The 17282-nt window shown below is 55.2% G+C and carries 16 protein-coding genes; 8 read left to right on the top strand and 8 right to left on the bottom strand.

Annotation, left to right across the window (positions count from 1 at the left end):
- Nucleotides 1–19 precede the first annotated feature (19 nt).
- From acrB to ACQG0S_RS05130, 5 genes are all read left to right on the top strand, one after another.
- Nucleotides 20–3166 (top strand): multidrug efflux RND transporter permease subunit AcrB, encoded by a 3147-nt coding sequence (acrB, locus tag ACQG0S_RS05150; protein WP_023299464.1) that lies wholly within the window; start codon nt 20–22, stop codon nt 3164–3166.
- Between the two features lie 509 nt (nt 3167–3675).
- Nucleotides 3676–4050 (top strand): Hha toxicity modulator TomB, encoded by a 375-nt coding sequence (gene tomB, locus ACQG0S_RS05145; RefSeq protein WP_006809850.1) that lies wholly within the window; start codon nt 3676–3678, stop codon nt 4048–4050.
- A 28-nt stretch (nt 4051–4078) separates the two neighbouring features.
- On the top strand, nt 4079–4297 hold the full coding sequence (locus tag ACQG0S_RS05140; RefSeq protein WP_015571250.1) for an HHA domain-containing protein: 219 nt from the start codon (nt 4079–4081) through the stop codon (nt 4295–4297).
- Between the two features lie 207 nt (nt 4298–4504).
- Nucleotides 4505–5056, top strand: a complete 552-nt coding sequence (gene maa, locus ACQG0S_RS05135; RefSeq protein ID WP_048966011.1) for a maltose O-acetyltransferase — start codon at nt 4505–4507, stop codon at nt 5054–5056.
- Between the two features lie 116 nt (nt 5057–5172).
- Nucleotides 5173–5640: a YlaC family protein gene (locus tag ACQG0S_RS05130; RefSeq protein ID WP_048966010.1), complete on the top strand. Its 468-nt coding sequence runs from the start codon at nt 5173–5175 to the stop codon at nt 5638–5640.
- Here ACQG0S_RS05130 and ACQG0S_RS05125 read toward each other — a convergent pair.
- On the bottom strand, nt 5612–7072 hold the full coding sequence (locus tag ACQG0S_RS05125; protein ID WP_023299463.1) for a PLP-dependent aminotransferase family protein: 1461 nt from the start codon (nt 7070–7072) through the stop codon (nt 5612–5614). The genes ACQG0S_RS05130 and ACQG0S_RS05125 overlap by 29 nt on opposite strands.
- Nucleotides 7073–7174: 102 nt before the next feature.
- Here ACQG0S_RS05125 and ACQG0S_RS05120 point away from each other — a divergent pair, with 102 nt between their 5' ends.
- Complete coding sequence (locus ACQG0S_RS05120) at nt 7175–7885, top strand: GNAT family N-acetyltransferase (protein WP_048966166.1); 711 nt, start codon at nt 7175–7177, stop codon at nt 7883–7885.
- Here the strand turns inward: ACQG0S_RS05120 and ykgO are convergent.
- Together ykgO and ACQG0S_RS05110 are read right to left on the bottom strand one after the other, a co-directional pair.
- Nucleotides 7882–8022 (bottom strand): type B 50S ribosomal protein L36, encoded by a 141-nt coding sequence (ykgO, locus tag ACQG0S_RS05115; protein WP_003859006.1) that lies wholly within the window; start codon nt 8020–8022, stop codon nt 7882–7884. The genes ACQG0S_RS05120 and ykgO overlap by 4 nt on opposite strands.
- A 2-nt stretch (nt 8023–8024) precedes the next feature.
- The gene (locus ACQG0S_RS05110; protein WP_015571255.1) at nt 8025–8285 is read right to left on the bottom strand and encodes a type B 50S ribosomal protein L31; all 261 of its coding nucleotides are present in this window, start codon (nt 8283–8285) and stop codon (nt 8025–8027) included.
- Between the two features lie 215 nt (nt 8286–8500).
- On the opposite strand from ACQG0S_RS05110, the gene ACQG0S_RS05105 reads away from it, so the two are divergent.
- The gene (locus ACQG0S_RS05105; protein ID WP_038415524.1) at nt 8501–10060 is read left to right on the top strand and encodes an EAL domain-containing protein; all 1560 of its coding nucleotides are present in this window, start codon (nt 8501–8503) and stop codon (nt 10058–10060) included.
- Between the two features lie 51 nt (nt 10061–10111).
- On the opposite strand, the gene ACQG0S_RS05100 is transcribed toward ACQG0S_RS05105, so the two are convergent.
- The 3 genes from ACQG0S_RS05100 to ACQG0S_RS05090 form a co-directional block, all read right to left on the bottom strand.
- Nucleotides 10112–13201: a beta-galactosidase gene (locus tag ACQG0S_RS05100; RefSeq protein ID WP_048966167.1), complete on the bottom strand. Its 3090-nt coding sequence runs from the start codon at nt 13199–13201 to the stop codon at nt 10112–10114.
- A 103-nt stretch (nt 13202–13304) separates the two neighbouring features.
- The gene (locus ACQG0S_RS05095; RefSeq protein ID WP_045307885.1) at nt 13305–14375 is read right to left on the bottom strand and encodes a LacI family DNA-binding transcriptional regulator; all 1071 of its coding nucleotides are present in this window, start codon (nt 14373–14375) and stop codon (nt 13305–13307) included.
- A gap of 75 nt (nt 14376–14450) precedes the next feature.
- Nucleotides 14451–15062, bottom strand: coding sequence for a YczE/YyaS/YitT family protein (locus ACQG0S_RS05090; RefSeq protein WP_022647263.1), 612 nt, complete (start codon nt 15060–15062; stop codon nt 14451–14453).
- An 84-nt stretch (nt 15063–15146) separates the two neighbouring features.
- Here ACQG0S_RS05090 and ACQG0S_RS05085 point away from each other — a divergent pair, with 84 nt between their 5' ends.
- Nucleotides 15147–16568 (top strand): PLP-dependent aminotransferase family protein, encoded by a 1422-nt coding sequence (locus tag ACQG0S_RS05085; protein WP_048966168.1) that lies wholly within the window; start codon nt 15147–15149, stop codon nt 16566–16568.
- A gap of 70 nt (nt 16569–16638) precedes the next feature.
- Here ACQG0S_RS05085 and ACQG0S_RS05080 read toward each other — a convergent pair whose 3' ends face one another.
- Both ACQG0S_RS05080 and ACQG0S_RS05075 read right to left on the bottom strand, forming a co-directional pair.
- The gene (locus ACQG0S_RS05080) at nt 16639–16854 is read right to left on the bottom strand and encodes a hypothetical protein (RefSeq protein WP_006809861.1); all 216 of its coding nucleotides are present in this window, start codon (nt 16852–16854) and stop codon (nt 16639–16641) included.
- Nucleotides 16851–17102 carry a hypothetical protein gene (locus ACQG0S_RS05075; RefSeq protein WP_022647261.1) on the bottom strand — a complete coding sequence of 84 codons (252 nt, stop codon included), beginning with the start codon at nt 17100–17102 and terminating at the stop codon, nt 16851–16853. Before ACQG0S_RS05075 ends, ACQG0S_RS05080 begins: the two co-directional genes overlap by 4 nt.
- Nucleotides 17103–17282 lie beyond the last annotated feature (180 nt).

Genomic DNA, 17282 nt, shown 5'->3' with positions numbered 1-17282 from the left:
AAACAGGAGCCGTTAAGACATGCCTAATTTCTTTATCGATCGCCCCATATTTGCGTGGGTGATCGCCATTATCATCATGCTGGCCGGGGGACTTGCGATCCTGAAGCTGCCTGTTGCGCAATATCCAACGATTGCGCCGCCGGCAGTGACGATCTCCGCAACCTACCCGGGCGCTGATGCCAAAACGGTGCAGGACACCGTTACGCAGGTTATCGAACAGAATATGAACGGTATCGATAACCTGATGTACATGTCCTCAAACAGTGACTCAACCGGTACAGTTCAGATTACCCTGACCTTTGAATCAGGTACGGATGCGGACATTGCGCAGGTTCAGGTGCAGAACAAACTGCAGCTGGCGATGCCCCTGCTGCCGCAGGAAGTGCAACAACAGGGTGTGAGCGTCGAGAAATCGTCCAGTAGCTTCCTGATGGTTGTCGGCGTGATTAACACCGATGGCACCATGACGCAGGAAGATATTTCCGACTACGTGGGCGCCAACATGAAGGACGCCATCAGCCGTACGTCTGGTGTGGGTGACGTTCAGCTGTTCGGTTCACAGTACGCGATGCGTATCTGGATGGATCCGAATAAGCTGAACAACTTCCAGCTGACCCCGGTTGACGTGATCAGCGCAATTAAAGCGCAAAACGCCCAGGTTGCAGCCGGTCAGTTAGGCGGCACGCCGCCGGTGAAAGGCCAGCAGCTTAATGCGTCTATCATCGCGCAAACGCGTCTGACCTCGGCGGATGAGTTCAGTAAAATTCTGCTGAAGGTGAATCAGGACGGTTCGCAGGTTCGCCTGCGTGACGTGGCGAAAGTGGAGCTGGGTGGCGAGAACTACGACGTTATTGCGAAGTTCAACGGTAAACCGGCTTCCGGTTTAGGTATCAAACTGGCGACTGGGGCGAACGCCCTGGACACCGCGACGGCTATCCGTGCAGAACTGAAGAAGATGGAACCTTTCTTCCCGTCAGGTCTGAAAATTGTTTACCCGTATGACACCACGCCGTTCGTTAAAATTTCGATTCACGAAGTGGTAAAAACCCTGGTTGAGGCGATCATCCTCGTCTTCCTGGTAATGTACCTGTTCCTGCAAAACTTCCGCGCAACGCTGATCCCAACCATCGCCGTGCCGGTTGTACTGCTCGGCACCTTCGCGGTTCTGGCGATATTTGGCTATTCGATAAACACCCTGACGATGTTCGGGATGGTGCTCGCCATCGGCCTGCTGGTGGATGACGCCATCGTAGTGGTCGAAAACGTTGAGCGTGTGATGGCGGAAGAAGGCCTGCCGCCGAAGGAAGCAACCCGTAAATCAATGGGCCAGATCCAGGGCGCGCTGGTCGGTATCGCGATGGTTCTGTCTGCGGTATTTATCCCGATGGCCTTCTTCGGGGGTTCAACCGGTGCGATTTACCGTCAGTTCTCTATTACCATCGTTTCCGCGATGGCGCTGTCGGTGCTGGTAGCCCTGATCCTGACGCCAGCCCTGTGTGCGACCATGCTGAAGCCGATTAAGAAAGGTGGCCACGGCGAGCACAAAGGGTTCTTCGGCTGGTTTAACCGCATGTTTGATAAGAGTACGCATCACTACACCGACAGCGTGGGGAACATCCTGCGCAGCACCGGTCGTTATCTGCTGCTCTATATCATCATCGTGGTGGGCATGGCTTTCCTGTTTGTTCGTCTGCCAAGCTCGTTCCTGCCAGATGAAGACCAGGGCGTGTTCCTGAGCATGGCTCAGCTTCCGGCGGGTGCGACGCAAGAACGTACGCAAAAAGTGCTGGATGAGATGACCGACTACTTCCTGACCAAAGAGAAAGACAACGTCGAATCCGTGTTTGCGGTTAACGGCTTTGGCTTCGCGGGTCGTGGTCAGAACACCGGTATTGCCTTCGTTTCTCTGAAAGACTGGTCCGAACGCCCGGGTGATGAGAACAAAGTTGAAGCCATTACCAACCGGGCCATGGGTACCTTCTCACAGATTAAAGATGCGATGGTCTTCGCCTTTAACCTGCCAGCGATTGTTGAACTGGGTACGGCGACCGGCTTCGACTTCCAGCTGATTGACCAGGGCGGTCTGGGCCACGAAAAACTGACTCAGGCGCGTAACCAGCTATTTGGCGAGGTGGCTAAACACCCTGACCTGCTGGTGGGCGTGCGTCCTAACGGTCTGGAAGATACGCCGCAGTACAAGATCGATATCGACCAGGAAAAAGCACAGGCGCTGGGTGTGTCCATCAGTGACATCAATACCACGCTGGGTGCAGCCTGGGGTGGCAGCTACGTCAACGACTTCATCGACCGTGGTCGCGTGAAGAAAGTTTACGTCATGTCCGAAGCGCAATACCGTATGCTGCCGAACGATATCAACAACTGGTACGTTCGCGGCAGCGATGGCCAGATGGTGCCGTTCTCCGCCTTCTCAACTTCGCGCTGGGAATACGGTTCGCCGCGTCTGGAGCGTTATAACGGCTTGCCATCGATGGAGATCCTCGGTCAGGCGGCGCCGGGCCGAAGCACCGGTGAAGCCATGAACCTGATGGAAGAGTTGGCCAGCAAACTGCCTGCGGGTATTGGCTACGACTGGACCGGTATGTCCTATCAGGAACGTCTGTCCGGTAACCAGGCCCCTGCCCTGTACGCCATTTCACTGATTGTGGTGTTCCTGTGTCTGGCGGCATTGTATGAGAGCTGGTCGATTCCGTTCTCCGTTATGCTCGTGGTTCCGCTGGGGGTTATCGGTGCGCTGCTTGCCGCAACCTTCCGTGGGCTGACTAACGACGTTTACTTCCAGGTGGGCCTGCTGACAACCATTGGCTTGTCGGCGAAGAACGCGATACTTATCGTCGAATTCGCCAAAGATCTGATGGAGAAAGAAGGTAAAGGCCTGATTGAAGCAACGCTTGAAGCCGTTCGTATGCGTCTGCGTCCAATCCTGATGACGTCCCTGGCGTTTATCCTCGGCGTTATGCCGCTGGTTATCAGCTCAGGCGCAGGCTCCGGCGCACAGAACGCGGTAGGTACCGGTGTAATGGGTGGTATGGTCACTGCGACCGTTCTCGCCATCTTCTTTGTACCGGTGTTCTTCGTGGTGGTACGTCGCCGCTTTAGCCGCAAAAATGAAGATGTGGAGCACAATCATTCGGTAGAACATCACTGATACCGGTTTCACATGATAAAAAGGCCGCATTTGCGGCCTTTTTCATTTTCAGAAAAATTCATAAAATAGTCTTATTGTCGTTTTATTTATTTTCACCCGTCCTGATAAGACTTATCATAATAATCCGATAAGCTAATCGTAGAATTCAGCATTCTTTTTATATCAATTCATCGCCTAAAATATTCGGACAAATCCTAAATCATCGTAAATGCCGAAGACATCTTAATCCGGACTTCAATTGAAACATTGCGCTAACTCAATGAATCTTAAGGAACGGATTAAAAAAAGGGTTTCTCTCGATAAAAGTGTTCGCGTCTGAGGTCACATTTGCGTAAGCGCTCGCAAGGAAACGTTTTAATTGTAATTTTTCGTAATAGCGCGGTGAAATCCTGATCAGAGTGGCTTATAGTTAGAGTTATCAGGAACACAGCTCCCGTGTGGCTAAGCAAGTTGTATCCATCCCGACATGATGTTCGGTGAGTAAAAAATCACTCAGAAGGGGATGCGCTATGGACGAGTACTCGCCAAAAAGGCATGATATCGCGCAGTTGAAATTTCTCTGCGAATCCTTGTACCATGACTGCCTTGCCAATCTTGAAGAAAGTAACCATGGCTGGGTGAACGATCCAACGTCTGCTATCAATTTACAGCTTAATGAGCTGATCGAGCATATCGCAACCTTCGCACTTAATTATAAAATTAAGTACAATGAAGATAATAAGTTGATAGAGCAAATTGATGAATACCTGGACGACACCTTTATGTTGTTCAGCAGCTACGGCATTAACGCACAGGATTTGCAGAAATGGCGTAAATCAGGAAACCGTCTATTTCGCTGTTTCACGAATGTCAGCAGAGCTAATCCGGTTAGTCTTTCCTGTTAAAATTATTACAAATACTAAGGTGAATTTTATGTCTGATAAACCATTAACTAAAGTCGATTATTTGATGCGCCTGCGACGCTGTCAGTCAATTGACACGCTCGAGCGTGTTATTGAGAAAAATAAATACGAGCTGTCTGATAATGAACTGGCGGTATTTTATTCAGCTGCCGACCATCGTCTTGCTGAACTGACCATGAATAAACTCTATGACAAGATCCCCTCTTCGGTATGGAAATTTGTTCGTTAGTCGTTGAAGAGAGACTTTAAGGCACTACGCCCGTTGTTAAGCTGAATTTACCTTTCGTATTACGCTTCAAGTGCAAACGCCAGGTCCCCGTATAAAACGTATTTATACGCAAGAATGTTGTGACTCCTGTCACAGCCACTTTTAGGGAACGTTCCCTTTCTGGCTAATCCTCTTTACGCTACGTAAAACGATTCCAGAGAGGTTCCCATGAGTGAAGAAAAACAGAAGATGATTGCCGGTGAATATTATCGCCCCGGCGATGACACGCTGAGGGCTGACCGTTTACGCGCTCGTCATATTGTTCACCGCTATAACCATACCGCACCCGATGAGAAGGCCGAACGTCGCGCCTTATTAGCTGACCTGCTGGGTCAAAGCGAAGGCGCTTATATTGAGCCGAGCTTCCGCTGCGACTACGGCTATAACATCTATCTGGGCAACAATTTTTACGCCAACTTCGACTGCGTCATGCTGGACGTCTGCCCTATCCGCATTGGCGATAACTGTATGCTCGCACCGGGGGTGCACATTTATACGGCCACGCATCCTTTGGACGCGACCGAACGTAACAGCGGGCTGGAGTACGGTAAATCGGTCACCATAGGCCATAACGTCTGGATCGGCGGACGCGCGGTGATTAATCCGGGCGTGACCATTGGCGATAATGCGGTTATCGCTTCCGGCGCGGTAGTGACCAAAGACGTGCCGGCCAATGCGGTAGTGGGCGGGAATACGGCGAAAATCATTAAAATGATCTAAGCGCATCCTGAGTAACTGTTATGCTTTTTCCTGGCATAACTGTTACTTTCATCGCATAAACCCCTCTCATAAAATAGGCAGATCACCTGTATTTTTAACAATCATAAAGGCAAAAAATGACAGAGATACAGCGCCTGCTTACCGCCACCATCGACGAGCTCAATACCCGCGAAAAGCGCGACAATCGTCCGCGCTTTAGCATCAGCTTTATTCGCAAACATCCCGGATTGTTCGTCGCCATGTACGCCGCCTGGCTGGCAACGCTTATCGTCATGCTGAAGTCTGAAACGCTGGTCGATTCCGTCTGGCTGCTGGTTCTGCTGTTCGTGGTGTTTAACGCGTTTTTCTTTTTCGACGTCAATCCGCGTTACCGGTATGAAGATATCGACGTACTCGATTTCCGCGTCTGCTACAACGGGGAGTGGTACAACACGCGTTACGTGCCGAAGGAGCTGATCGACAGCATCCTGCACTCGCCGGCTGTCGAAGCCGGGCAAAAAGAGAAGTTGCAGAAAATGGTCATCACCAAGGGCCAGCTCTCTTTTTATGATGTCTTTACCCTTTCCCGCCCCGCTGCTGTGTAATGAGCGCCTGAAGACGTCGAATACCCGGCGCAAACTGCGAAGCAGAGGTATTGCCGTAACCTAAAACCAGACCGGTTTGCCCCTGCGTCGTCTCAAGGTAGTACCCGCTCAGTGCAGCGGGTGCCAGCTGAAACGCTCTTGCCTGCTCCACCAGCCGCTGGTCGTCGATACCGTCAATCGCCAGCGCCAGGTGCATCCCTCCTTCTCCGGCAAGAACACGGTGCGGCGTATGAAGCTCTGCGCTTAGCACCTCCCGCAGCTGGCGGTATCGCTTACGATAAAGTCGGCGCATGGCGGCAAGATGTCGCGCATAGTGGCCTTCCTCAATAAATAGCGCCAGGGTGCGCTGTTCAGCGCGATGCCCGCCGCGCAGCAGCGAGCCGATGGCCGGACGCGCCGCCTTCGCCAGCGCTGGCGGTAATACCATGAACCCCATTCTGAGCGACGGAAACAGCGTTTTGCTGAACGTCCCCAGATACACAACGGGCGCATTGTTGACCATTCCCAGCATCGCCGGTACGGGCTCACCGGCATAACGGAATTCGCTGTCGTAATCGTCCTCAATGATCCACGCGCTGTGCTGCCGGGCCAGTTCCAGCAGCGCCAGACGCCGCCGCGCGCTGAGCACGCTTCCGTAAGGGAACTGATGCGATGGCGAGGTAAAAATCAGCGTGGGTGAAGGCGCACACAACCCTTCCCAGCACATCCCCTCGTCATCAACCGGTATGCCGCTCATCGCCAGGCCGGTTTTGACGAAAGCGCTTTTAGCGCCGCTATAGCCGGGATTTTCAACCCAGGCGACATCCCCCGGCTCGCTTAACAGCATCGTGCACAGATTGACGCCCTCCAGTGCCCCTTCGGTTATCACAATCTGGCTGGCATCGCAGTCAATGCCGCGGGAGAGCGCAAGATGGCGGGCAATGGCGGCCCGTAGCGTCGGCTCGCCGGCCGGGTCGCCATACCCTAACAGGGCGCTCCCCTCCTCGCGCAGGACGCGATCGTATAACCGCCGCCACAGCGGCAAGGGGAAATAGTTGATGGCAGGCGTTCCTGGCGTAAATGCCATCACCGGAGTGTCGCGCGGCACAGGCGCGGGCAGCAGGGCAACACGTTTTGTCAGCCTGACGTCCGGGTCCGGTAATGTCCGGGCAATCGTACGATGAGCGAATTGCCCCACCCGCGTACCCTGGCGGCTACGCAGCAAATAACCTTCGAGCGTGAGCTGGTCCAGCGCCGCATTAACGGTGTTTCGTGACACCGAGATCTGCTGCGCCAGCGTTCGCGAGCCGGGCAAATGACTGCCGGACCGAAGCCTTCCGCACAGTATGGCCTCCCGCAAAGCAAGGTAGAGCGCGCGCTGGAGCGTTTCTTCCCCACGTTTTTTCAGCGCAGCATGGAGCAGGGTGTATAGCTCATCACCCGGTATATTCATCTTTACCTCCTCGTGGTACCAGAAAAACATAGCCTGGTGGTTCTTTTTAAGGAACCAGTAATTCACTAATCTGGAGATCTTTTCAACATCGTGGAAATAAAGATGAGTGTATTCAATGAGTTTGGACAACCTGTAGGGGAAAGCCTTACCGACTGGCAGCCTCGCCCGCACCCGTCCCGGGTGGTACTTCAGGGTCGCTATTGTCGGCTTGAGCCGCTGCGCGTGGAGCATGCCCACGCGTTGTTCTCTGCGTATTCCCTGGCCGGAGATACCCGAAGCTGGACGTGGCTGCTGCGTGAACCCGATGCCACCGCAGAAGAGTTTGCCGAATGGGTGGCGAGCGTGAGCAAATTATCCGATCCCATCCACTTTAGCGTTATCGATAACCAGACCCAATCTCCTGTCGGGACGCTGTCCCTTATGCGGATCGATCCTAAAAACGGCGTTGTAGAAGTGGGACATGTTCACTTCTCGTCACTGTTAAGCCGCACGCCCATGTCGACAGAAGCGCAGTATCTGCTGATGCGGTACGTGTTCGATACCCTGGGCTACCGACGTTATGAATGGAAGTGCAACAGCCTGAACGAACCCTCCCGCAAAGCGGCCCTGCGTCTTGGGTTTCAGTTTGAAGGGCGTTTTCGCCAGGCGCTGGTCATTAAAGGCCGAAACCGGGACACCGACTGGTTTTCAATTCTCGACAAAGAGTGGTCAGCGCTGGCGAGCGCGTTTGAAAGCTGGCTTGCCACCGACAATTTTACCGTCGATGGCAAACAGAAAAGATCCCTGGAAAGCTGGCGAGAAACGCGCCTCTAGCGTCTTTTTTTACGCCCCTGCACCGCCTTAAAGCGCGGGTTAGATTTGCAAATCACGTATAAGCGTCCCTTGCGTTTGACTATCTGGCAATCCGGGTGACGCTGTTTTGCACTGCGCAATGAGTTAAGCACCTGCATGATTAGCCTCGCTTCGCATCAAGAAAGCCACCAAAACGCTTGCGGAAGCGTGCCGCGCTGCCATCCGTCGAGAAGGTCTTCTGCTTCCCGGTATAAAACGGATGTGATTTAGAGGAGACATCAAGAGTAACGTAGGGATACGTTTTCCCCTCAAGTTCAATTTCACGGTCTGTCTTAATCGTTGAGCCAACTTTAAAATATTCATTAGCCGTGGTGTCGTGAAACACAACGGTGCGATAGGTTGGATGGATATTCGGTTTCATCTCTGGCCTTCATGTATTGTTATAACATAACAAAATACTATCTGAGCTTTGCTGCAAAAACAACCCCTGTGACGCACAGCCTGTTTTTGAAAGGTTTTTTCAAATACTGCCAGAGACTGTTACATGCTATAACTATATCATTTAGCGATAAAAAATTTTTCATCTGGCGCGCAAACTCCATGCCCTGGTCGGGCATATGGAAAGGATACAGCAGCATGCGAACCCGACATCTGGTCAGCCTGGTGACAGGCGTACTGATCTTCTCTGTGCTGGTCCCTGTGTGCCTCAGTATCTGGCTGGCGCATCGTCAGGCAGAGGCGAAATTTGTGGATGCACTGGACAGATATGCCTCGCGCGTCCTGATCCGTACCGACAGAGTCGTTGCGCAGGCAAAACAGGCGCTCACGCACCTACAGTTGTTCAACGCCCCGCCCTGCACTCCTCCGCACTTACGCGAAATGCGTCGTGTCGCGTTCTCATGGCGCTATATTCAGGAAGTGATGTATATCGATAACCTGAAGCCGCTCTGCTCCTCTCTGGAACAATCCAGTAATACGGCGATCTTACCGCCCCCGATGCGGATCACCGCAGACGGATATAGCGCGTGGCTCACCTCGCAAAACGACCTCGGCATTCACCGTTATATGGCCGTTCTGGGGAAAGGACATTATCTGGTAATGGTCGATCCGGCGTCGCTTGTGGATGTTGTCCCGTTCGGTGACATTTCGATGGATGCCGCCCTGGTGGGCAGCGAAACCCATCGGATATTTGCCAGAAGCAATATTCTCGACCCGTATATTCTTTCTGTCGTTAAGGAGCAGCAGGACGTTAAGCGCGTGCAATACAACGGCTCGATGTACGTGTTGAAACCGGTGCCAGAACTGGGGCTTACGGTTATTGCCTGGGCATCGTTAAAACCGCTCGCGGCATCCTGGCATCAGCAGCTGATCATCTGGCTACCGGCAGGCATACTGATAAGCCTGGTTGCAGCCCTTATTGTGCTTCGCATCCTCCGCCGTTTGCTTTCCCCGCGTAACCGGCTGATCGACGCGATCAACAACCGGGAGATCGAGGTTTACTATCAGCCCATTGTGGCGCTATGCAGTGGAAAACTGGTGGGTGCAGAAGCGCTGATGCGCTGGCCGCAGCCAGATGGCAGTGACCTGTCGCCTAATCTCTTTGTTCCCCTGGCGGAGCAGACGGGGCTTATTTCAACGCTGACACAGCTGGTGGTGAATAAGGTGTTTGAGGATTTAGGTGCCTGGCTGCATCATCACCCGGAACTGCACATTTCTGTCAACCTTGCACCATCCGATTTAACGTCCCCCGAGCTGCCTCGCCTGCTGAGTCAATTGCTCAACAAATGGGGCGTCCACCCGCGCCAGATCGCCCTTGAATTGACCGAGCGCGGCTTTGCCGATCCTGCCGTCAGCGCCCCTGCCATCGCTGCGTTTCGGCGCTCCGGGCATGCCATCTACATTGATGATTTTGGTACGGGTTACTCCAGCCTGAGCTATTTGCAGGATCTTGATGTCGATACCCTGAAGATTGATAAATCCTTTGTGGACGCGCTGGAGTATAAGAACGTGACTCCCCACATCATCGAAATGGCCAAATCGCTTAAGCTGGCGATGGTCGCAGAAGGCATTGAAACTGAAGGGCAGCTCGAATGGTTGCATCGCCACGGCGTGCAGTACGGACAGGGCTGGTATTTCAGCAAGGCGCTGCCTAAAGAAGATTTCATTCGCTGGGCCGAGCACAACCTCAGGAAATAAACCCATTACGCGGTGTTACGTGCGGCCACGGCAGTGGCCGCACGTTTCAGCTCAGCCGTTCTGCTGCCAGCTAAACGTGTAGCGCAGCCTACGGTTTTGCAGAATGAAGGCGGGAGCTACGCTCGGGCTCCATGAGTCGTCCCCCCCCACGCCCATGTGGAAGGCATCAAGATTCAACCAGCAGCCATCCTCTTCCCGTAGCAAATGGTGATGCGTTGTCGTATGCAGTTGCTGCTGGCTGTAACGGCTCAGGGAGAAATGGAACTGTCCCTGGAAGTGATGTGAGCCAAACGTCAGCTCACGGGTGTCGCAGCGTAAACCGTTCTCCGTCGGGAAGATATACGGCGTCTGCATGGCGTCCAGCGGTAACGCCCAGCGCCCCTGCTGCGCCGCCAGTTTTCTGTCCGGATAATTCTCCAGCGGGCCCAGCCCCAGCCAGCGCACCGTTTGCGGGATATCCGCCAGCATAACGCTCAGGCCCACGCGAGCGGGTTCAGGAATGTCAGACGCCACCGTCACCTGCACATCACCGTGCAGTAACCCGTGGTCATCAATCCGCCAGACCTTGTAGCTGATAAACAGCGCTTTACCCTGATGCTCCCAGACGTGCTGCGTGGTCACCACCACCTCACGGGCATGCTGTTCCGCTTCACACTGGATAAGGCGCGAGGATATCTCATACATCCCTGCCGCTTTCCAGCGTTCCACCCACGCGTTCGGATCGATGCGGGTCGCCTCGCTGACGCCAATGTCATTATCCAGCGGCGCCCGGGTAAAGTTATCCGTTAGCGGGGAACGGAGCGTTTCAGCGCCCGCGTTCCACCACTGGGTCAGGTTGCCGGTGAGACGGCTAAACTGCCAGCGCTGCTGCTGATGAGTGATGTCCAGCACCTCGTCCCGCACCGTTAACTGCGGAGGGGTTCCGCCTGCTTTCGGTGGCGTAAGGTACAGCGGAGCCGGGAGCGGCCACTGATCCCAGGCACAACGGTGGCCGGACGGCGACCACGGCGTGGCCTGCGGCTGAACGATCTCCACGTTGAGCCAGACCTCGCCCGGCTCAGCGACAAGTTCAGGCTGCGGGATCTCCACGCGCTGTGTCCCCTGGGGCGCAACAGAAAGGGTTATTTCGCCGGAAGCCAACACCACACCGTCACGCGCCACCGACCATCGCAGACTCTCGTTGTCAGTATGACGGAACAGATAATCGCTCTGGATATCGACGAGCAGCGGAGCAGTGCTCACCAGCGTAAAGGTAAAGAACTGCTGGGCACGCTGTGCCTCGTAAAGGGCGGGATGCGGGGTGCGATCGGGAAACACCAGCCCGTTGAGGCAGAACTGACGATCGTTGGGCTTATCGCCAAAATCGCCGCCGTAGGCCCAGAATGCCGTGCCGTCTTCCGCTTTTTTCGTCAGTGCCTGATCGACCCAGTCCCAGACAAAGCCGCCCTGCAACCGGGGATGGCTGCGGAATGCCTGCCAGTAGCTGGCAAAGCCGCCAAAGCTGTTACCCATCGCGTGGGCATACTCGCACAGGATCAGCGGACGGGTTTCGTCCGGCATACCAATCCACTTTTTAATCGACCACTTTGGCACCGCCGGGAACGGCTGATCCTGATCGACGCGGGCATACATCGGGCAAATAATATCAGTTGCCGCCGTACTGGCCCCCCCGCCTTCGTACTGCACCGGCCGCGTGGGATCGGTGGTTTTCAGCCAGCGGTACAGCGCATCGTGATTCGCCCCATGCCCGGACTCATTCCCCAGGGACCAGATGATGATGGACGGATGATTCCGGTCCCGCTGCACCATACGCGTGACGCGTTCGCTCATGGCAGGCAGCCAGCGCGGATCGTCCGCCAGGCGGCTCATCGGCACCATGCCATGGGTTTCAATATTCGCCTCATCGACCACGTACAGGCCGTAGCGATCGCAAAGCGTGTACCACAGAGGGTGATTCGGATAATGCGAGCAGCGCACGGCATTGAAGTTATGCTGCTTCATCAGTTGGATGTCGCGGCGCATGGTCGCCTCATCCATCACCTGCCCCTTCTCAGGATGATGTTCATGACGGTTCACGCCGCGGATCAGCAGCGGTTTGCCGTTAAGCTTCAGCAGACCGTTGCTGATTTCGACGCGTCTGAAACCGACATCGCAGGCTTCAGTCTCCAGCATGTTGCCCTGCACATCCCGAAGCGACATGGTCAAACGATAGCGTTCCGGTGTTTCAGCGCTCCACAGCGCGGGATTGTTCACGGGTATCGCCACCGTGAGCCGCTCCGCCCAACTGCCGCGTTCGTCCACGATGGCCGATCCGGGCTGTTGCGTGATTTGCGCGCAGGCTTCGCCGTTACGCCACAGGGTAAACGCCACCTCGCATTCGGCATAGCGTAAGCCTTCCAGCGCAACGTCAACCCGGAGCAGCGCCCGATCGCATTCGGCATTCAGATCAGTCACGATCTGATAATCGGCAATCTGCGTTTCCGGCTTGTGCAGCAGCGAGACGTCACGGAAAATGCCGCTCATCCGCCACATGTCCTGATCTTCCAGGTAGCTTCCGTCGCACCAGCGTAACACCATCACCGCCAGGCGGTTCTGCCCCGGTCGCAGCACCGCGCTGAGGTCGAACTCCGCAGGCAGACGGCTGTCCTGGGAATAGCCCATCCACTGGCCGTTACACCACAGATGAAAAGCTGAATTCACCCCATCAAAGATAATGCGGGTTTGCCCGCTGAGCAGCCAGGCATCATCCATCTCAAATGTGAGCGAGTAACAACCGGTTGGGTTTTCAGCCGGTACATAGGGCGGGTTCACATTTATCGGATAGGTGACGTTGGTGTAGATGGGGGTATCGAATCCCTCCATCTGCCAGTTCGACGGCACGGGCATCTCAACGGCATCAGACAGATCGTCCGTTACCCATGCCTCGGGCACCTGCTCTGGTGCCGGGAAAAAGCTGAATCGCCAGATGCCGTTAAGCAGACGCTCGCTCAGCGAAGGCTTATCCTCCCGGGCGAGGGTTTCATCGCGCCAGCTATGAAAAGGCGCGTGTGCGGCCAGACGATTCCACTGCGTCACGCCCGGGTTTTCCCAGTCACGACGAGCCAGAATTGCGCTGAGGGTCAGCGGCAATGTGGAAGACATATCAACCTCTTTGCGAAGCGCTCACAATTTTAGTCAACATGCCATGGTAAACGGTGGCGGTAAAGACTTTGATCGTCACCAGGCGAGCACGATCACAAAAGCGCTAGCTGCGCGCCAGTTTCTCCGCCAGCAGCGCCAGCGTTCTTAGCTGTTGCGCCAGCTCTTCACGATCGGCCTGTTGTACGGCGCGCGGCGCGGTGGAATGACGAACGATCAACGTAACGGGAAGTTGTTGTTGCCAGGGTTCGGCGTGACGGGCAGTTGCCAGGAGCCACTCCACGCTGCGTTCACCGGCCTCGCGGAACGCCTGCCGAACGGTGGTCAGCGGAGGGGAAAACCACGCGCTGTCAGCCGTATCATCAAACCCGACAACCGAGATCTGCCCCGGTACCGCAACGCCTTTTTCCGCACAGGCGCGTAAAACGCCAAGCGCCATCTGATCGTTCGCCACAAGGATCGCTTCCGGCAGCTGTGCGCCCGCCAGAAGCTGATGCCCTTTCTCGTAGCCCGAGGCCGCGCTCCAGTCGCCCTGCGCCACCGCAAACGCCTCAACGCCAGCCTGAGCCAGCGTAGTTTTCCATCCCGCCAGACGAGCCCGGGCAGAGACAGAACTTTCCGGCCCGGCGAGCAGCGCAATTCGCCGGTGCCCCAGCGAAAGCAGATGCTCCGTCCCCAGGGCAGCGCCCTGTTCAGCATTGAAAACGAGGCTGTTAACCCGAGCTGTGGGGGAAACATCAAGAAAAAGAACCGGGGTCGGCGAGGCCATTTCCTGAAGCATTTCTGCCTGTGCATCTTCCAGCGGAACGTTCACCAGCAGCGCCTCCACGCGCTGCGCCAGTAACTCCTGCAAAGCAGCCTGACACTGCGCGGGCTGCTCCACCATAGAGATGAGCACGCCAGCCCCCTGCTCCACTGCCCGGGATTTTACAGCTGAGGCGATTTGCGACGGCGCATGCAGCGCCAGATCGCTGGTCATCAGCCCCAGCGTGCGGGTGCGTTTTCCGGCCAGCTGCTGCGCGCCACGGTTAGGTACATAGTGTAGCGCCGCCATGGCCTGTCGGACCTTTTCCCGCGTACGGGCAGAAACGTGTTCCGCGTCGTTAATCACCCGGGAAACGGTCTGATAAGAAACGCCCGCTACGCGGGCAACGTCATAAAGAGTGATCGCTTTCATAGATTCTGGCGTCGTAAAAGGTAGTCACTATTCTGACACAGTTACGCCATTATAGCCTGTGAGCGCTTCGCAAAATTAAGCAATCCGCTCCGGCTGCGCGGCTTTCTGCATGCGCGGTCTCTGGCGAAACCACGGCAAACAAAGCTGGATCAGCGGGCCGATGGTTAACGCATATAGCACGGTTCCGACGCCAAACGCTCCCCCGAGGAGATAGCCGACGATCAACACGGTCACCTCGATTGCGGTACGCACGCTGCGGATCGACCAGCCCAGCCGGGCGTGTATGCCGGTCATCAGACCGTCGCGCGGGCCTGCGCCAAAACCCGCGCCGATATACATTCCGGTGGCAAGGGCGTTAACCACAATGCCGGAAACCAGCAGGGTGATGCGCACGGGCAGCGAGGTGAGTTCCGGGATCAATGCCATTGACGCATCTGCCGCCAGGCCAATACAAATCACGTTACTGACCGTACCCAGCCCCGGAAGCTGACGCAACGGGATCCATAGCAGCAGCACCGCAGCCCCGGTTAAAATCATCACCGTGCCGATGCTCATTCCGGCCTGGATGGCGACGCCAAGGTGAAAAACATTCCAGGGATCAACACCCAGATCCGAACGAATAAACATCGCGGTTGAAAGTCCGTAAAGGGCTAAACCGACATAAAGTTGTACCAGACGACGCACCATTTTCTCTTCTCCGAAGAACCAGCTTCCATCTTCGCTGAAAATGGCACTATGATTAATGTCCAGTTTTCAAATAGTGGACTGCACATGTCATCACGTCGTTTTGGAAGCCAGTCTCTGGTTCGCCTGTTAGGGCACTGGCAACAAACCTCTTCCCGCACCCCGCGGTGGCGCCAGCTGGCTGACGCGTTACGCCTGTTAATTCTGGATGGCAGGCTGGCGCTAAACACGCGCCTGCCCGGAGAGCGGGAACTGGCCGCCGCACTGGACGTCAGCCGCACCACCATCAGCAGCGCGCTGGCGCATCTGCGTGAAGAGGGTTTTCTGGAGAGCCGTCACGGCAGCGGTTCCCGGGCGATCCTGCCAGACAGCCGGGCCGTGCCCACGCTTTCCACTGCCAGCGCGGCGCTGGATCTCTCAACCGCCGCGCTCAACGCGGGGCCAGAGATCCATCAGGCCTACACCCACGCGCTGACGACCATTACGCCGAATCTGGCGCTGACCGGGTACGATCAGCTTGGGCTTCCAGCGCTGCGTGAAGCTATCGCCGCCCGCTACACCGCACGCGGTCTGCCCACCCGGGCAGACGAAGTGATGGTGGTGAACGGTGCCGTCAGCGGCTTCGCCCTGATCTTAAGAATGATGACCGGGCCCGGGGATCGCGTGGTGGTGGATCATCCCACCTACCCGCTGGCGATAGCCGCGATTCAGGGGGCGCAATGCCGGCCCGTGGGCGTCTCGCTGCCAGAAACGGGCTGGGATACCGATGGTTTTGCCGCAACGCTTGCCCAGACAGCCCCGCGTCTGGCCTATCTAATGCCGGATTTTCATAATCCGACCGGGCGCTGCATGGATGCCGCGACGCGTCAGACAATAACCGACATCGCCGCGCAAACCCGCACCACGCTGGTGGTGGATGAAACCATGGTCGATCTCTGGTTCGATGCTCCCCCGCCGCCGCCGCTGGCCGCCTTTAACCCGGAGGCCGCAGTGATTACGCTGGGTTCCGCAGGCAAAAGCTTCTGGGGTGGGCTTCGTCTCGGCTGGATCCGCGCCTCGTCCCGCACTATCGCCACGCTCGCACAGACGCGCGACACGCTGGATCTGGGCTCTCCGGTGCTGGAACAGCTGGCCACGCTGTGGCTTATCGAAAACAGTGAAACCTTCCTGCCTGCCCGGCGGGAAATGCTGGCAGAACGGCGTGACCGCTGCGGCCAGATGTTACGGGAGCATTTCCCCGAATGGCGGTTTCAGGAAGCGGAGGGAGGACTTTCATACTGGATTGAACTACCCGACATGCTGGCGACTCAACTGGCTGCACGTGCGGAAACGACAGGCATCATTATGGGCACCGGCACGCGCTTTGGGCTTTCAGGCGCGTTTGACCGCTACCTGCGTATCCCCTTCTCACTCAATTCGCCAGAACTTGAAGAGGCATTACTGCGTATCAAACCGCTGTGGCTTGCCTTAAATAAAAGTACACCGCCAGTAAAACGGAGCCTGGTGTAAATTATTCGCCAGAAACAATAAAAACAGCTGACTGTAACGCATGCAGTCAGCTGTTTTCATGAAGAACAACTTAATGTTGAGGAGGAATCGGGAAGCCTTTCAGCGAAATAATGAAATTTTCACCTTCTTTCTTTATTTTTGCACCGGTATCACACCAGTCAGACGCAATTCGAAAGAACTCATCACTTCCTACATTCCAGCCAAGACGAACATGTTTCACATAGCCCGAACGTAACAGATTGCAGGCCTCGTTGTAATCGCTGGCAGTCGATAGTTGTTGTTTCATTTTCTCTTCTTCAGAAGTTTACGTAGTGCTTTGATTTCTTTAGGAGTAAATGGATTTACGCTCTCTTCTTCCGTATGCTGATTATCAACATCCTCTTCCGATACTCCCGCCTCTTCTACTGCTTCAAATGCCAGCAGCAGCAGTTTCTCTGTGGTCACGCTTAAATTCTCATTATTGTCTTCCGCATAGTGGCGGAGTCTTTCTTTTAGCGCTTCATCAATTTTAACGTTTAAAACCGCAGTTACCATGATTGTCACATCCTTTCGGAACACGTGTTTAATTTAATACACGAAGATAAGTTTGTTATCCAGATATATATTTTTTACTTATGACAACAAAAAGACGCCCGATAATAAAATGACAGTCTATTATTACAGGTTTATGACATTATTATTTCAGTTCAATGAAGGATATATTGCACGAACAAA

The organism is Enterobacter cloacae complex sp. 418I7 (genome assembly GCF_050030705.1).
GTDB lineage: Bacteria > Pseudomonadota > Gammaproteobacteria > Enterobacterales > Enterobacteriaceae > Enterobacter > Enterobacter intestinihominis.
Note: the sequence above shows the minus strand (reverse complement) of the source record. Positions and strands in the feature narration are given on the sequence as shown.

What these genes read in the sequence shown, in the direction of transcription:
- acrB (WP_023299464.1), top strand. Translation starts at nt 20, where the DNA reads ATGCCTAATTTCTTTATCGATCGCCCCATATTTGCGTGGGTGATCGCC.
- tomB (WP_006809850.1), top strand. Translation starts at nt 3,676, where the DNA reads ATGGACGAGTACTCGCCAAAAAGGCATGATATCGCGCAGTTGAAATTT.
- ACQG0S_RS05140 (WP_015571250.1), top strand. Translation starts at nt 4,079, where the DNA reads ATGTCTGATAAACCATTAACTAAAGTCGATTATTTGATGCGCCTGCGA.
- maa (WP_048966011.1), top strand. Translation starts at nt 4,505, where the DNA reads ATGAGTGAAGAAAAACAGAAGATGATTGCCGGTGAATATTATCGCCCC.
- ACQG0S_RS05130 (WP_048966010.1), top strand. Translation starts at nt 5,173, where the DNA reads ATGACAGAGATACAGCGCCTGCTTACCGCCACCATCGACGAGCTCAAT.
- ACQG0S_RS05125 (WP_023299463.1), bottom strand. Translation starts at nt 7,072, where the DNA reads ATGAATATACCGGGTGATGAGCTATACACCCTGCTCCATGCTGCGCTG.
- ACQG0S_RS05120 (WP_048966166.1), top strand. Translation starts at nt 7,175, where the DNA reads ATGAGTGTATTCAATGAGTTTGGACAACCTGTAGGGGAAAGCCTTACC.
- ykgO (WP_003859006.1), bottom strand. Translation starts at nt 8,022, where the DNA reads ATGCAGGTGCTTAACTCATTGCGCAGTGCAAAACAGCGTCACCCGGAT.
- ACQG0S_RS05110 (WP_015571255.1), bottom strand. Translation starts at nt 8,285, where the DNA reads ATGAAACCGAATATCCATCCAACCTATCGCACCGTTGTGTTTCACGAC.
- ACQG0S_RS05105 (WP_038415524.1), top strand. Translation starts at nt 8,501, where the DNA reads ATGCGAACCCGACATCTGGTCAGCCTGGTGACAGGCGTACTGATCTTC.
- ACQG0S_RS05100 (WP_048966167.1), bottom strand. Translation starts at nt 13,201, where the DNA reads ATGTCTTCCACATTGCCGCTGACCCTCAGCGCAATTCTGGCTCGTCGT.
- ACQG0S_RS05095 (WP_045307885.1), bottom strand. Translation starts at nt 14,375, where the DNA reads ATGAAAGCGATCACTCTTTATGACGTTGCCCGCGTAGCGGGCGTTTCT.
- ACQG0S_RS05090 (WP_022647263.1), bottom strand. Translation starts at nt 15,062, where the DNA reads ATGGTGCGTCGTCTGGTACAACTTTATGTCGGTTTAGCCCTTTACGGA.
- ACQG0S_RS05085 (WP_048966168.1), top strand. Translation starts at nt 15,147, where the DNA reads ATGTCATCACGTCGTTTTGGAAGCCAGTCTCTGGTTCGCCTGTTAGGG.
- ACQG0S_RS05080 (WP_006809861.1), bottom strand. Translation starts at nt 16,854, where the DNA reads ATGAAACAACAACTATCGACTGCCAGCGATTACAACGAGGCCTGCAAT.
- ACQG0S_RS05075 (WP_022647261.1), bottom strand. Translation starts at nt 17,102, where the DNA reads ATGGTAACTGCGGTTTTAAACGTTAAAATTGATGAAGCGCTAAAAGAA.